14 protein-coding genes and 1 pseudogene are annotated in these 13,682 nt (G+C 67.1%); 8 read left to right on the forward strand and 7 right to left on the reverse strand.

Going from position 1 to position 13,682, the window contains the following annotated elements; genetic code table 11:
- Positions 1-250: 250 nt before the first annotated feature.
- Positions 251-679, reverse strand: a complete 429-nt coding sequence (locus ACYU98_RS02675) for an organic hydroperoxide resistance protein (protein WP_460466643.1) — start codon at positions 677-679, stop codon at positions 251-253.
- 128 nt (positions 680-807) lie between these two features.
- On the opposite strand from ACYU98_RS02675, the gene ACYU98_RS02680 reads away from it, so the two are divergent.
- Complete coding sequence (locus ACYU98_RS02680) at positions 808-1,656, forward strand: CoA transferase (protein WP_460466644.1); 849 nt, start codon at positions 808-810, stop codon at positions 1,654-1,656.
- Positions 1,657-1,753: 97 nt separating this feature from the next.
- On the opposite strand, the gene ACYU98_RS02685 is transcribed toward ACYU98_RS02680, so the two are convergent.
- Entirely contained in the window at positions 1,754-2,377 is a 624-nt protein-coding gene (locus tag ACYU98_RS02685) for a 3-hydroxyacyl-CoA dehydrogenase family protein (RefSeq protein ID WP_460466645.1), read from the reverse strand.
- Between ACYU98_RS02685 and ACYU98_RS02690 the strand changes: the two genes are divergently transcribed.
- Together ACYU98_RS02690 and ACYU98_RS02695 are read left to right on the forward strand one after the other, a co-directional pair.
- Positions 2,364-2,915 carry an MFS transporter gene (locus tag ACYU98_RS02690; RefSeq protein ID WP_460466646.1) on the forward strand — a complete coding sequence of 184 codons (552 nt, stop codon included), beginning with the start codon at positions 2,364-2,366 and terminating at the stop codon, positions 2,913-2,915. The two genes, ACYU98_RS02685 and ACYU98_RS02690, sit on opposite strands and share 14 nt — an antisense overlap.
- A 39-nt stretch (positions 2,916-2,954) precedes the next feature.
- Positions 2,955-3,386 (forward strand): VOC family protein, encoded by a 432-nt coding sequence (locus ACYU98_RS02695; protein ID WP_460466647.1) that lies wholly within the window; start codon positions 2,955-2,957, stop codon positions 3,384-3,386.
- A gap of 54 nt (positions 3,387-3,440) precedes the next feature.
- Here the strand turns inward: ACYU98_RS02695 and ACYU98_RS02700 are convergent.
- Both ACYU98_RS02700 and ACYU98_RS02705 read right to left on the reverse strand, forming a co-directional pair.
- A pseudogene (locus tag ACYU98_RS02700) lies at positions 3,441-4,791 on the reverse strand (SDR family NAD(P)-dependent oxidoreductase).
- Between the two features lie 129 nt (positions 4,792-4,920).
- Complete coding sequence (locus ACYU98_RS02705; protein WP_460466648.1) at positions 4,921-6,126, reverse strand: ATP-binding protein; 1,206 nt, start codon at positions 6,124-6,126, stop codon at positions 4,921-4,923.
- A gap of 285 nt (positions 6,127-6,411) precedes the next feature.
- On the opposite strand from ACYU98_RS02705, the gene ppk2 reads away from it, so the two are divergent.
- Positions 6,412-7,338, forward strand: a complete 927-nt coding sequence (gene ppk2, locus ACYU98_RS02710; RefSeq protein WP_460466649.1) for a polyphosphate kinase 2 — start codon at positions 6,412-6,414, stop codon at positions 7,336-7,338.
- On the opposite strand, the gene ACYU98_RS02715 is transcribed toward ppk2, so the two are convergent.
- Positions 7,320-8,018 carry a glycosyltransferase family 2 protein gene (locus tag ACYU98_RS02715; protein WP_460466650.1) on the reverse strand — a complete coding sequence of 233 codons (699 nt, stop codon included), beginning with the start codon at positions 8,016-8,018 and terminating at the stop codon, positions 7,320-7,322. The two genes, ppk2 and ACYU98_RS02715, sit on opposite strands and share 19 nt — an antisense overlap.
- Positions 8,019-8,210: 192 nt before the next feature.
- On the opposite strand from ACYU98_RS02715, the gene ACYU98_RS02720 reads away from it, so the two are divergent.
- The 3 genes from ACYU98_RS02720 to ACYU98_RS02730 are packed head-to-tail and all read left to right on the forward strand — an operon-like array spanning position 8,211 to position 11,553.
- Positions 8,211-9,167 carry an acyl-CoA dehydrogenase gene (locus tag ACYU98_RS02720; RefSeq protein WP_460466651.1) on the forward strand — a complete coding sequence of 319 codons (957 nt, stop codon included), beginning with the start codon at positions 8,211-8,213 and terminating at the stop codon, positions 9,165-9,167.
- The gene (locus ACYU98_RS02725) at positions 9,164-10,489 is read left to right on the forward strand and encodes a PIG-L family deacetylase (RefSeq protein ID WP_460466652.1); all 1,326 of its coding nucleotides are present in this window, start codon (positions 9,164-9,166) and stop codon (positions 10,487-10,489) included. Before ACYU98_RS02720 ends, ACYU98_RS02725 begins: the two co-directional genes overlap by 4 nt.
- A gap of 32 nt (positions 10,490-10,521) precedes the next feature.
- Positions 10,522-11,553 (forward strand): GNAT family N-acetyltransferase, encoded by a 1,032-nt coding sequence (locus ACYU98_RS02730; RefSeq protein ID WP_460466653.1) that lies wholly within the window; start codon positions 10,522-10,524, stop codon positions 11,551-11,553.
- A 25-nt stretch (positions 11,554-11,578) separates the two neighbouring features.
- Here ACYU98_RS02730 and ACYU98_RS02735 read toward each other — a convergent pair whose 3' ends face one another.
- Together ACYU98_RS02735 and pdxY are read right to left on the reverse strand one after the other, a co-directional pair.
- Positions 11,579-12,298, reverse strand: a complete 720-nt coding sequence (locus ACYU98_RS02735; protein ID WP_460466654.1) for a VC0807 family protein — start codon at positions 12,296-12,298, stop codon at positions 11,579-11,581.
- 60 nt (positions 12,299-12,358) lie between these two features.
- Complete coding sequence (pdxY, locus tag ACYU98_RS02740) at positions 12,359-13,210, reverse strand: pyridoxal kinase PdxY (protein WP_460466655.1); 852 nt, start codon at positions 13,208-13,210, stop codon at positions 12,359-12,361.
- 151 nt (positions 13,211-13,361) lie between these two features.
- Here pdxY and ACYU98_RS02745 point away from each other — a divergent pair, with 151 nt between their 5' ends.
- Positions 13,362-13,682, forward strand: a complete 321-nt coding sequence (locus ACYU98_RS02745; RefSeq protein WP_460466656.1) for a rhodanese-like domain-containing protein — start codon at positions 13,362-13,364, stop codon at positions 13,680-13,682.

A 13,682-nucleotide genomic window follows, 5' to 3' on the forward strand; every position in this document is an offset into this window, starting at 1 on the left:
TCCGCCAGCCGAGTACGAAGCAGCGTTCTATGCTGCCCAAGAAGCTGACCCCGCCGGGGTTGGAATCCAATAGATCGAGCCTCCATCAAACCCAGGGTGGTTCACTCACAGTGAGTACATAGATAGATCCACGTGGAAGTCCAGTTGCTTATGTTTGGAACCACCCTCGCGCCAGCGCGCCGGTGACTCCTCCACCTCATGAAGGAAGGGGCGACCCACCGGGCCGCCCCTCCACCAATTCAGTTGCTGGTCAGGCAGGTTCGCCCTTGACCGTCACGTCGATGTTGCCGCGGGTCGCCTTGGAGTAGGGGCAGAACGCGTGAGCCTGCTCGGTCAACTCCTGCGCCTTGGCCGCATCAACACCGGGGATCTTGGCCAGCAGCGAAACCGAGAGGCCGTAGCCGCTGTCGGTTTTGCCGAAGGTGACGTCGGCGGTGACCGTCGACTCACTGGCGTCGATGCCAGCCTGGCTGGCGACCGCGTTCAGGGCGCCGGAAAAGCAGGCGGCGTAGCCGGCGGCAAACAAGGTCTCCGGGTTGGCCTTCGGGTTGGACTTGCTGCCCGGCTTGCCCAACGGCAGGTCGACGATGCCGTCCTCGCTTCGGACGTTGCCCTCGCGGCCACCCTTGGCGGTCGCACCGATCGTGTACAGCGTCTCGTTCACAGCTTCGTACGGCATGAACTCTCCTTGCGATAGAGGTCTGCGCCACGCAGCAGCGCGGCACGACCATCACAACACCGCAACCGACCGTGGCATTTCGTTGGGCGCAAACTGCCTCCCCATCAACCCGCTCCTAGGTTGGGGCGATGAGCCCAGACAGCGCCGCCACTCGACCCCTGGATGGCCTCCGGATCGTCAGCCTGGCGATCAACCTGCCCGGACCGGCCGCGGCGGCCCGGCTGGCCGAACTGGGGGCCCATGTCACCAAGATCGAGCCGCCGTCGGGAGATCCACTCGCGCTGGGAGCCCCCGATTACTACCGGCAACTGGTGGGCGGGCAACAGGTCGTCACGCTCGACCTGAAAGATGCGGCCGCTCGCGAGTCACTCTGGAACACCCTGGCCGAAAGCGACCTGCTGCTGACCTCCAGCCGGCCTTCAGCGTTGGCCCGACTCGGGCTCGACTGGTCCAGCCTGCACGCCAGGCTGCCGCAGCTGAGCCAGGTGGCGATCGTTGGCCACCCCGGCCCCGAAGCCGAGATCGCCGGTCACGACCTGACCTATCAAGCGACCGTCGGAACGCTGAGCCCACCGCAGCTGCCGATTGTGCCGATTGCCGACTTGGCCGGCGCCGAGCGCGCGGTTGCCGACGGGGTTGCCGCGCTGCTCTTCGCGCAACGCACCGGCGCCGGCAGCTACCGCGAGGTGGCGTTGAGTGATGTCGCGGCCACGATGGCTCAGCCCGCCAAGCACGGGCTCACCACCCGAGGCGGAATCCTCAGCGGAGCGCTCCCGCAGTATTCGTTGTACGCCGCAAGCGACGGCTTTGTCGCCCTCGCCGCGCTCGAAGCTCACTTCTGGACCGGGCTGCTCGAGCAGTTGCGCATCACCGGCACCCCGGCCGAACTCGTCGCGGTCTTCAAGACGCGCTCGGCGGCCGAATGGGAAGCGTGGGGCCACGACCACGGCCTCCCGATCGCCGCCGTACGAAGCTAGCCGCGGGAGCCAGCTAAGGCCGAGCAGCACCAAAAACACCCCGCTCTGCCGACTCCTAGGAATCGGCGCAGCGGGGTGTTTGGGTCAGACTAGGCGATCAGTACGTCTGGCCGGCCTCAGCCTTTGCTACCAACGAAGCCGGCGGCACGAACTGCGGGCCGTAATTCTCGGCCAGTGCGCGAGCGCGGGCGACGAAGCCGGTCAGGCCACCGGGGAAGCCGTTGATGTATTGCACAACTCCGCCGGTCCAGCCCGGGAAGCCGATGCCGAAGATCGAGCCGATGTTGGCGTCTTCAACCGAGCGCAACACACCTTCGTCGAAGCACTTCACCGTTTCCAGCGCCTCGGCGAAAAGCATCCGCTCCTTCATGTCTTCGAAGGGCAGTTCCTTGTCGTCACCGAACTTCTCGACCAGGCCCGGCCACAGGCCGGTGCGCTTGCCATCGGCGTAGTCGTAGAACCCGGCGCCGCCCAGCTTCCCCTTGCGACCCTCGGCGATGATCTGGTCGACCACGTCGTAGGCGGGGTGGTGGAAGTAGGAGTCGCCCTTGCCGTCGGCTTCCAGACCGGCGCGCGTCTCCTTCTGGATTTTGCTCATCAGCGTCAGATTCAGTTCGTCCGCCAACTGCAGCGGCGCGGCCGGATAGCCCGCCTGCAGACCGGCCTGCTCAACCGAGGCCGGGTGAACACCTTCGGCCACCATCGCGATGGCTTCGTTCATGAAAGTGCCGATCACTCGGCTGACCGTCTACCTGCAGAACGTAAGCGGCTACACCCCGCTCCAAGCCGGCCTCACCTTCGCCGTTCTCGGCGTCGGAACGGTGATTGGCGGCAGCATCGCGCCGCGCATCATTGGCCGGATCGGTGGTCCACAGGCGATCGTCGTCGGGCTGGCCGTGCAAGGCGGCGCGACGGTCCCGCTCGCCTTCCTGGGTGCCTCGACGAGCTCGCTGGTCGTGTTGCTCGTTACGACCTTCGTCGGCGGGATCGCCAATCTGCTGGCCATCGTCGGGTTCATGGTGACCGCGACCGCCGGTCTGCCCGACGCGGAACAAGGGCTGGCCACCGGCTTGGCGACGATGAGCCAACAAGTCGGAATCACCCTCGGCACCCCGGTTATGTCGACCATCGCCACCGCGGCGGGCGCGACTGCCCCGAGCGGAATGCTCGACGGGGTCAGCACCGCGCTCGGGGTCAACGCGGTGATCTGTCTGGTGGCGGCCGGGTTGTTCGCGGTGCTGCGGATCGATCGCGGCTAAGAGCGCGTATGGGAGTAGCACCCAGTTACGTTGGTGAACATGGCACTCATTCGCAGTTCCGGTTTTGCCCATGTTCGGTTGACGGTGACTGACATCCGTCGATCCAAGGAATTCTACGACCGCGTGTTTGGCTGGCCCGTCGCGATCGACTCCTCTGATCAGGTTGACGAACCGGGGGTGCGAACGTCGCAGGAGAAGTTCTACGGCGGCACGATCTACCAAACCCCCCAAGGCACCTTGTTCGGCCTACGACCGGTGGGCGCCGACACCTTCGATGCAGACCGGACCGGGCTCGATCACGTAAGCTTCGTGGTGGAATCGCGGGACGACTTGGTGAATGCCGCCACCGCACTATCCGACGCCGGTATCGAGCACGGGGAAGTGACCGACCTGACCGACGCGGGCTTGGCCATCTTGTCCTTTCAAGACCCGGACAACATCAACATCGAACTGACCGCCCCACTGTCGTAACGCGGCGCCGGTCCCTCGCAGGTAGGCCACCGCGACCGGCCCCTGGGCAGGCCCTTACCAGGGGCTGGGTTCGTAGTCCTTGAGGAAGCAGCCGTAGAGGTCTTCCCCGCGCTCGCGTCGCACGACAGGGTCGTAGACACGAGCGGCGCCATCGACCAGATCAAGCGGCGCGTGGAAGCCCTCTTCGGCCATCCGCGTCTTGGTGGTGTGCGGTCGCTCGTCAGTGATCCAACCCGTGTCCACAGCTGTCATCAGGATGCCGTCTGTCTCGAGCATCTCCTTGGCGCTGGTGCGCGTCAGCATGTTGAGCGCGGCCTTGGCCATGTTGGTGTGCGGGTGTCCCGGGCCTTTGTACTTGCGCGAGAACTGCCCCTCCATCGCCGACACGTTCACGACGTACGTCCGCCGGTGTGACGATGCAGCGAGCGCCGGCCGCAGTCGGCTGATGAGGATGAACGGTGCCGTGGAGTTGCACAGTTGGACTTCGAGCAGTTCGAGGGCGTCAACCTCGTCGACTCGCTGCGTCCAGCTGTTGATCGAGGTCTGGTCAGGCACGAGCCCACCGGCATCGATCGCGGTTCCCGCCGCGATTCGATCCGGAGTCGCCGAGCCGGCCCGCAGTGCGAGAGCCGCAACAGACTCGGGCGCGACGGTGGCGTGCGCGACCGGATGCGCGTCGAGAGACCCGATCAGCGCCGCCGGGTGCGCATCACTGACGTGGTCGAACGTGACGACGGCTGGCAGCAATCCGCTTGGTAGTGGGGCAGATTCGGCTGCTGCGAGTGGTGCGTATGCACCGGGTGAGCGGCGGACCGTCTGCGCTGCGTTGTTGATCAGGATGTCCAGCGGTCCCTGCTCTGCGACTGAGTCAGCGAGCGCAACAACCTGGGCCGGGTCACGGAGATCGATACCTACGATGCGCAGCCGGTGGATCCAGTCGGCGCTGTCCTCCATGGCCTTGAACCGGCGGATCGCGTCGTTCGGGAAGCGGGTCGTGATCGTGGTGTGTGCACCGTCGCGCAGCAGCCGCAGCGCGATGTACATCTCGATCTTCGCCCGGCCACCGGTCAGCAGCGCGCGGCTTGATGAGCCGTCCCGCGAGCGCGCCCGCGGCGTAGGACACCAGCGGCAGACCCTGCGTCTCATCATCGATCCGGGTCGGCGCACCGGTCGCGGTCGCAGCAGTCACGGCGTCGTCGTTGGCGACGATTGCGGCTTGCTTCAGGTTGCGCCGGTTGACCTTCCACGTCTTGTAGATCCGCGCCGTCGCGTGCCGGACCTGCTCCGCCTGCGGGTGCTCCGGCGGCAGATCCTTCACCAGCGCGAGCACATCGAGACAGTTCTGCAAGGCGTGCGGGTCGATCAGCGTCGGCTCGTGCTCCGCACTGTCGGACGCGGAGGTCATATCTTCAGACACGGCCGAAACGCTACCCCGCCATACAAAATTCGCCGGCATGGCGATGATGAGACCGCAATGACGCACGACGGCGCCGCTCGCTCAGCTGGCGGAACGAAACCGGCTCGACCAGGGAGGTCAGCTGACCGTCCGCAGATACTTCCCAAAGTGCGGCACCGTGAACGCAACCCGGCCCCGCTCATTGGAGTAGACCAGCCCCTTCTTCAACAGCGCATCCCTTGCCGGAGAAAGGGATTGCGGCTTGCGACCAAGAACGTCGGCGACATCAGAGGTGGGAACCGAGCCGACCTCGTCGCGCTCCACCTCAGCCAGCCGCGAAGCCGCCTGGGCCATCGCCCGCAGATACTCCCGCTCCCCCGGTGTCGCCCGCTCGTAGCGCGACCCGAAGAAACCGACCGCCAGTTCTGCCTCCGCAGCCGGGGCGGCGACCGCCACGTCGGACGCCCGAATTGGCGACTGTGTTGCTCGCTCCCAGACAACCTGTCCGTACGCCTGGATGAAGTAGGGATAGCCACCGGTGAGCTCATACATCGCGTCCAGGGCGGCCGGCTCAAAGGCGGCTTCCTCCTGCGCGGCCGGCGCCTGTAGCGCGCGATCGGCCGCCTCGCGCGGGAGACGGTCGATCCGTACGTAACGGAACAGCCGCTCGCTGTATGACTTCGACGCAGACAGAACGGCAGGCAAATGCGGCAAGCCGGCCCCCAGCACGATCACCGGCAACCCCGACTGGCTGATCTCATGGCATGCCGCGCAGAGCGCCGACACGTCTTCGGGGTGCAGGTCCTGCATCTCATCGATGAAGATCGCGATGCCTCGACCAAGGTCGGCAGCCAACCCACCCGCGTCCGACAGCAACTCGACCAGGTCGATCTCGATGTCACCGGAGTCAGCGCGACCACTCACCGCGGGCGCATCAATGCCCGGGCTCCACCGATCCTTCAACTTCGCATTCGGCGCGGCATCGCGCTGCGCGAACGCCTTGATCACCCCGAGAACGTGGTCGACGTCGTCGGTCTGGGTGTGGCCCAACTCGCGTACGGCTTGATGCAGGGCGCTCGACAGCGGCCGGCGCAGCCGCTGGTCAGGTCGCGCTTCGAGCTTGCCGGTTCCCCACTTCGCGCGCACGGCCGACGAACGAAGCGCATTGAGCAACACCGTCTTTCCCACGCCCCGCAAGCCACACAAGACCATCGAGCGCTCGGGACGGCCGCGGGAAATCCGCTCCAGCACGACGCGGAAGTTCTCGAGTTGCTCGTCACGACCGGCAAGTTCGGGCGGCCGCTGGCCGGCACCGGGGGCGTACGGATTGCGAATCGGGTCCATTCGAGCACTGTATGGGTGACTCTAGGATTCTTCAGATATTTCGCTAGCGAGTCGCATCGATCGTTCTTTTGGCCGTGGCCGGCGGCCTGGCCACGCTGACCAAGGGCGTCGGCATCCTGAACTACACCCCGGCGCGCTCGGCCAGGCGGCCGCCGCACCTGCCGGTCCTGTAAAGCAGCCCCGCCACGCAGCCTCGAGCGCGTGTCGAGACCGGGAGCCCCCGGCTCAACCAACGGGTTGAGTGGGCGACACTAGTTGTTCACCGAGCACCGGTAAAACGTCTGCATGCCCAGCAGCGAGAACGCACCTTCGCAGAAGGCCAAGCAGGTCAAGGTGCCCAAGACGAAGATCGCCGACGTTCCCGACGAGGTCATCACCACCGCCATGGCGGATGAGACCTGGAAGGTCGGCTATCCGTACAACCAGAAGATGACCCGCCAAGAATACGAGCGGATCAAGCGCGACCTGCAGATCGAAATGCTCAAACTCCAGGCCTGGGTGAAGGCCAGCGGCGCCAAGATCGTCGTCCTCTTCGAAGGCCGCGACGCGGCCGGCAAGGGTGGCGCGATCAAGCGTTTCACCGAGCACCTCAACCCCCGCGGTGCGCGCGTGGTCGCGCTCGAGCGGCCCACCGAGCGCGAGATGACGCAGTGGTATTTCCAGCGCTACGTCGCCCACCTACCCGCCGCCGGCGAGATCGTTTTCTTCGACCGCTCTTGGTATAACCGCGCGGGCGTTGAGCGGGTCATGGGCTATTGCACCGACGCCCAATACGAGGAGTTCATGCGCAGCTGCCCGGAGTTCGAGGACATGCTGGTGCGCAGCGGCGTGATCCTGATGAAGTTCTGGTTCTCAGTCGGCCAGCAAGAGCAGCTGACCAGGTTCGAACGCCGGCGCATTGACCCGGTCAAGCAGTGGAAACTCTCCCCCACCGACCTCGCGTCGCTGGACAAGTTCGACGCCTATACCGAGGCCAAGGAAGCGATGTTCTCCGCGACCGACACCTCGTGGGCGCCGTGGACGGTCATCAAGAGCAACGACAAGAAGCGCGCCCGGCTGGAAGCGATGCGCTACGTCTTGGCGAACACGCCGTACCTCAACAAGGACGTGCGTACGGTCGGTTATCCCGACCCGCTGATCGTCGGCTCCGCGAAGCAGATCCTGGTCGAAGGCGAGTCCGGCTTCCAGGGTGGCTACCGCGCTGGACGCTGAGGGTCCTCCAGCTCCCGTAGGTAGCCGGCGAACGCCGGCGGGGTGCGCCCGAGCGTGCGCGCCGAGGTGCGCACCTGCATCGTCGCGGTCGCCACGACCGAGGCGCCGGTGCGGCGCAGCGCCGCAACCAACTCGACATCCTCGTGCACAGCGATGGGCGGGAATCCGCCGGCGGCACAGTAGGCGCTGAGCCGGACCCCGAGGTTGGCCCCGTGCACGTACGGGTGCCCTTCCTGCAGTGTGTGCCGCTGGTGCCAGCGCCGCAACACTCGCGGGTCGAGGTCGCCACCGTCCGGTACGACCGTGCCCAGGACGGCATCGTTTCCCGCGTCGGCGAATCCCACCTGGATGGCCAGCCAGTCGGGCGGAACCAGCGTGTCGGCGTCGGTGCTGGCCAGCCAGCAACGGTCTGGGTCATCGATCCCGGCGTGACGGACCGCCTCCCGTACCCCGATTCGTCGGGCGGAGCCGACTTGCCCTGCGTCGCTGACGACGGGAACCACCCACGGGTGCTCGGCAACGACCTCCGCGGATCCGTCGGTGCATCGGTCCAGCACGACCACCGTGGTCACCCGCACCGGTGATGCCGCGACGGCCGCCTGCAGCGCCTGAAGGCAGGCGGGCAGCAACGCTTCCTCGTCGCGGGCCGGAACGACCACGAACAGCTCTCGCACCCTCACGCGGACCCGACCACACACATCACAGAACCTTTCAACGGACCGACCTACGCTCACGGTCCCATCCGGATATCGTCGAATCGGCCGAAACGCACGCGATCGACTGAATTCACCCTTCGGGGTGTCCGCCTACGGGTGGTGGACACATCGGCGAACCAAACGCACACTCAGCCTGGACGAGGTGAAGGAGCGACGATGGACCTGTACGACCAAGCGGCCAAGTCCGCCGGTGACCCGGCGGGCGCGCTCGCCCTGGCTCAGGAGTTCGTCCGCGAATTGCCCCGACCCGCCTCCGGCCGCACCGAGGAGCTCTGGGATGCGCTCGTCCGGCTCGGCGGAATCGACCTCACCGTCGCCCGCGCCCTTGAACCGCATCTCGATGCTGTGTCGATCCTGGACGAAGCGGGCATCGAACCCGCGCCCGGCACCTACGGCGTCTTCGCCGCCGAGGGCCCGGGCATGCGCCTCTCCGCCCGGGAGACCGGCGACACCATCCAGCTGAACGGCACCAAGCCGTGGTGCTCACTGGCCGGACAGCTGGACCGCGCGTTGATCACGGCTTGGGTCGACGACGAGCGGCGCGGACTGTTCGAGGTCGACCTGAAAGCCCCAGGCGTACGGGTCCGGTCGGGGGAGTGGGTTGCGCGCGGACTCTCGGCGGTGGACAGCAGCCCAGTGGAGTTCGAGGCCGTCCCCGCCCGGCCGGTGGGCGGGCCCGGGTGGTACCTCCGGCGACCCGGGTTCGCCTGGGGCGGTGTCGGGGTCGCTGCGATCTGGCTCGGCGCCGCTCTGGCGCTCTTCGACACCCTGAAAGCCGCAGGGAACCGGCGGCCGCCCGACCAGATCGCGCTGATGCATCTCGGCCGCTGTGATGTTGTGACCCATACAGCTCTCGCGACACTGCGGGCCGCGGCGCAGGCGGTCGACGACGGCCGCGTCGACGACCCCGGTCTGCTCGCCGGCCGGGTGCGGGCCGCCTGCGCGATGACCGCCGAGACCGTCCTCGCGGTGAGTGACCACGCACTCGGGCCAGCGCCGCTGACCCAGGACGAAACACACGCTGCGCGGGTCGCTGACCTGCACCTTTACCTGCGCCAGTGGCACGCGGAACGTGACCTCGCCGCGATCGGCGCGATCGTCCAACCGCGATGAGCGAGACGTTCGACCTCGCCACCCCCGGCACTCCGGAATCACAATGGGCCACCGCCCTGGCCGAGCACCAGCCGGCGCCGCTTGACCTGAGCGCGTACGACCGCATCGTCGTGGTCGCCGCTCATCCTGACGACGAGACCCTCGGTGCGGGTGGGCTGATGCTCGCGGCACAAGTTCCAGTCGAGGTCGTGGTTCTCACCGACGGCGCAGCCTCGCATCCCGACTCCGCCACTTGGACCGCGACCCGGCTGGCCGCGGCGCGGGTCGAGGAGGTCCGCGCGGCCGTACGGCTGTTGAACCCGCAGGCGACGACGACAACGCTCGGTCTTCCCGACGGGCGGCTGGCCGACCACCTCGAGGCTGCGGTGTCGGCCATCGTGCGCGCCGTCGGTGCTGACGCGCAGAGCCCCTTGGTGCTGTCGCCCTGGCATGCCGACCGGCACCCCGACCACGCCGCGGCAGCCGCGGCGGCGGCGATCGCGGCCCAACGTACGGACGCCGTGCATTTGGGCTATCCGATCTGGGCGTGGCACTGGTGCGAGACCGGGCGCTTTCCGTGGGAGGGCGCGCACTCCATCGCCGTGCCCGACCGCGCAGCCAAACGGGCGGCAGTCCGCACCCACGTCACCCAGGTCGAACCGCTGTCCGACCGGCCCGGCGACGAGTGCCTGCTCGACCCGCGGGTGCTCGCCCACTTCGACCGGGATTTCGAGATCTTGCTGCCCCAGCAACCTGCCACGGACCACGCTTTGGACGCCGTGCACCGCGACCGCCGTGACCCGTGGAACGTCGACGACTCCTGGTACGAGGAGCGCAAGCGCGCGCTCAGCCTCGCATTCCTCGGCCGTCCCCGGTATCGCCAGGCGCTGGAGGTCGGCGCGTCGATCGGCACCCTCGCGACCGCGCTGGCCGAGCGCTGCGACCGGGTGATTGCCGTCGACAAGAGCCCGACCGCCGTCAAGATCGCCGCCGATCGGACGCCGGCCACGGTCGAGGTGCTGCATTGCGAGGTGCCCGAGCAGTGGCCGGAAGGCCTGTTCGACCTGGTCGTGCTCTCGGAGGTCGGCTACTTCCTCGGTCCGCGTCGCTGGGAGCAACTGCTGCATCGTGTCGCTCGATCGCTCACCGAGGACGGCGAGGTGCTGCTTTGCCACTGGAAGCCGCAACCGGCCGGGTGGCCGATGGACGGTGCGCGGGTGCACCAACTCGCCCGTGCGACGCTGACTGAAGCCGGCCGCAGCGTCGTGGCGCGGTACGAGGACACCTACGTGCTGATCGAACTGATCGCGGGCGCGACCGCAAGCCCGGAAACCACGGGCTGAGGCGCTCCGATGACCGGTGCAAGGATGACGAAGTGACGATCGTACGGGCCGCCCGCCTCACCCTGCGACCGCTCATCGCCGCGGATATCGCCGACCCGAGAATCCTGGCCTGGCACACCGATCCCGAGGGTTATGAGCTCATGTCGGAGCAGCCGCGCAGGGACGCCGACGCGCGCGAGGCACTCATCACCTGGCAGGCGTCCTGGGAGCGCGAGGGCATCGGCTATTGGATCGCCGAACGGGACGGGATCCCGGTCGGGATCGGCGGCGTACGCCCACTGGAGCATGAGGGTCGGCGCTACCTGAACCTCTATTACCGGCTCGACCCCACGGTGCGCGGAGCAGGCCTGGCTACCGAGATCGCTTCTGCAGCAACGGCGTACGCGCTCGAGTTCCATTCCGATCTGCCGGTGATCGCGCGGGTGGCCCCCTCTAACGAACCGTCACTGCGCACCGTCGAGCGCGCCGGGATGGTGGGGCTTGGTCCGTTCCAGGCGCCGCGGGACCCGGTCGACCAGCCCGCCAACCTGCTGTTCGAGTCGCCGATGATCCGCACCGGTGTCGGTGATTGCTACGACGCCCTGGTCGACTTGTGGTGTCGGGTCAACGCGGCCGGCGGTGCCGTGGGCTGGGAGGGCGAATCTCCCCGTGCTGAGGTCGTGGCAGCGCTCGACGGCCACCTGGCCGCGGAGGGTTCAACCCTCGTACGCCTGCATGCACCGACGGTGCAGACCTGGGACGACCCGACAGCGTACGGCGAACTCCTCGCCTTCGGGATCGTGCAGCGCGGAACGTGGTTCTCGACGCGACACCGCGCGACGCTCTATCGGGTGATGACCGACCCGGCGCATCGTGGCCACAATCTCGGTCGGCTGCTGATGGCCGGGCTGCATCGTGTCGCGCGCGAACAAGGGGTGGAGATCTGCGAGATCGGTTATCGCGGGGGCACCGGGCTCGAGCGGTTCTACTGGCAGCTCGGCTATGTCGAAACCGGTCGGGTGGTTGGCGGTCTGCGATTCAGCTGGGGCGATGAGGACGACGTGGCGATGGCCCACCGCCTCTGACCGTTTGTCCGTCAAAACGGTGGCGTCATCGCGCCGCGATGGCGGACAAGTGGCGCCGTCGACCCATCTCGCGCGCGAGTTTGCGGGAGAACTCGACGAACCAGACGTTCCACGCTCCGAGAGCGGTGAAGGTGATGACCTTCAGAACCGTCATCGCCCACACCGAGGTGTCGATCGGCAGTGTGTAGATCATCGCCATCGAGATCACCCCGTCGGCGATGAGCCCGAGACCCCACGCCTGGGTCATCAGGTGCATCCCGCGACGGAAAGCCTTCGACTCACTCCACCCGCGCCGCAGATCGCCACGGGCGTGGTCGTCGCCGGCCAGCCGCTTCGCAATCTCGAACGACAACGGTCGCTTGATCAACGATGACGCGGAGAACGCGACCCCGGCGAGCAACCCGCCGATCGCACCCTTGAGCAGCATGAACCGTGGGTCACCGGTCCAGAGCGAGGCGACCAGACCAACCGCGAGCACCACAAACATGAAGGCGGCGAAGCCATCGACCTCGCGCTGCTTGACCATCACCTGCACATTGCGAATGGCTGAGGCGACTGTCGCGATCAGCAGCGCGACGGTGACACTCGCGCCGAATCCGCGCGCGACGTAATAAGTGCCAACGGGAACCACGACGTCGATGAGCAGCATCGTGCCCAGACCGCGCATCGCGATGGTCGAGGCGTATTGCCCACCCTCGGCCATCTGCTCACGCTGCCAATGCCACGCCTTGCTGATCGGAGTCACCGCGTCAGCGTGTCACGCGTGGGCCGGGAAAGTGGTCGCTATAGCGACGAGAAGCCTTTACTACGGGCGTAGTGGGGCGACCTTGAACCGGCCCTGCGGGTGCGCGATCCGCTCTTGCGAGGCAACGAGCGCGATCTCTCGACTGCCCTGCTCGTGGGTGGCCTGCATGATGGCGAAGACCGAGTCGGCGGTGGCGGCGAGCGCCTCGTCGACCGGGTCGGTGAGCAGGTGAGCCAGGAAGATTGCGGCAGTCGCGTCGCCGGCGCCACTGACGTACATCGGCAGCAGGGGGGTCGTGACAATCCACGCGCCCTCGGCGGTGACTGCGGCCATTTGCACAGAGTCCGCCGGAGTCTGATCGGTCTGCACCGAGGTGACCAACACAGTCTTCGGGCCCCGCTCGCGGACCTGATGGGCGGCAGCGAGCAACTCATCGACCGATCGGATCTCGGTGCCGGTCAGGAACTCCAGCTCGAATTGGTTGGGGGTGATGATGTCGGCGGCCGGCACCACCTCGTCTCGCATGAACTCGGGAATGCCGGGGCGTACGAAGAAGCCGCGCCCCACATCGCCCATCACTGGGTCGGCGCAATAGATCGCGTTCGGGTTCGCCGCCTTGACCCGAGCGACAGCGTCCAGGATCACCGCGCCGATCGCGTCAGCTCCCAGGTAGCCGGACAACACCGCGTCACATTCCGGCAGTACCCCGCGCTCCTCGATCCCAGTGATCACCTCGCGGACGGTCTCCGGCTCGAACACCGGCCCGCGCCACTGTCCGTAGCCGGTGTGGTTGGAGAAGTGCACGGTGTAAACCGGCCAAACCTCATGGCCCAGGCGCTGCAACGGGAACACCGCGGAGGAGTTGCCGGCGTGGCCATAGGCGACCGAGCTCTGGATGGACAAGATTTTCATGGGGGCGATGCTAATCGGCTTCGTAACCGCTGGAGTTCAGGCCGTTGGGTGGCCAACCACCCGCGCCGTTCCGCGGGATCCGGCCGACGACGCCGCGAACTTCAGCAGATGTGAACTCCGACCCCGCGACACTCCGCTCTAGGCTGGACCCATGAGTGCAGACCTGCAGCCGAAGGACATCGCCGACGACGCCGTCATCCTCGACGTGCGCGAGCAGGACGAGTGGGACGCCGGCCACGCGCCGAACGCCGTCCACATTCCGCTGGGCGAGGTGCCCGACCGCCTGGGCGAACTCCCCGAGGGCGACCCGCTACCGGTGATCTGCCGCTCGGGCAACCGCTCAGGCCGAGCTGTCGCCTGGCTTGAACAGCAGGGCTTCGACGTCGCCAATGTCTCCGGTGGCATGAAGCAGTGGGCGTTCGAGGGCAAGCAAGTCGTCAACCAGGGCGGCGCCGAGCCGTCGGTCATCTGA

The organism is Calidifontibacter terrae, from assembly GCF_054778835.1.

What these genes read in the sequence shown, in the direction of transcription:
- ACYU98_RS02675 (WP_460466643.1), bottom strand. Translation starts at nt 679, where the DNA reads ATGCCGTACGAAGCTGTGAACGAGACGCTGTACACGATCGGTGCGACC.
- ACYU98_RS02680 (WP_460466644.1), top strand. Translation starts at nt 808, where the DNA reads ATGAGCCCAGACAGCGCCGCCACTCGACCCCTGGATGGCCTCCGGATC.
- ACYU98_RS02690 (WP_460466646.1), top strand. Translation starts at nt 2,364, where the DNA reads ATGGCTTCGTTCATGAAAGTGCCGATCACTCGGCTGACCGTCTACCTG.
- ACYU98_RS02685 (WP_460466645.1), bottom strand. Translation starts at nt 2,377, where the DNA reads ATGAACGAAGCCATCGCGATGGTGGCCGAAGGTGTTCACCCGGCCTCG.
- ACYU98_RS02695 (WP_460466647.1), top strand. Translation starts at nt 2,955, where the DNA reads ATGGCACTCATTCGCAGTTCCGGTTTTGCCCATGTTCGGTTGACGGTG.
- ACYU98_RS02705 (WP_460466648.1), bottom strand. Translation starts at nt 6,126, where the DNA reads ATGGACCCGATTCGCAATCCGTACGCCCCCGGTGCCGGCCAGCGGCCG.
- ppk2 (WP_460466649.1), top strand. Translation starts at nt 6,412, where the DNA reads ATGCCCAGCAGCGAGAACGCACCTTCGCAGAAGGCCAAGCAGGTCAAG.
- ACYU98_RS02720 (WP_460466651.1), top strand. Translation starts at nt 8,211, where the DNA reads ATGGACCTGTACGACCAAGCGGCCAAGTCCGCCGGTGACCCGGCGGGC.
- ACYU98_RS02725 (WP_460466652.1), top strand. Translation starts at nt 9,164, where the DNA reads ATGAGCGAGACGTTCGACCTCGCCACCCCCGGCACTCCGGAATCACAA.
- pdxY (WP_460466655.1), bottom strand. Translation starts at nt 13,210, where the DNA reads ATGAAAATCTTGTCCATCCAGAGCTCGGTCGCCTATGGCCACGCCGGC.
- ACYU98_RS02745 (WP_460466656.1), top strand. Translation starts at nt 13,362, where the DNA reads ATGAGTGCAGACCTGCAGCCGAAGGACATCGCCGACGACGCCGTCATC.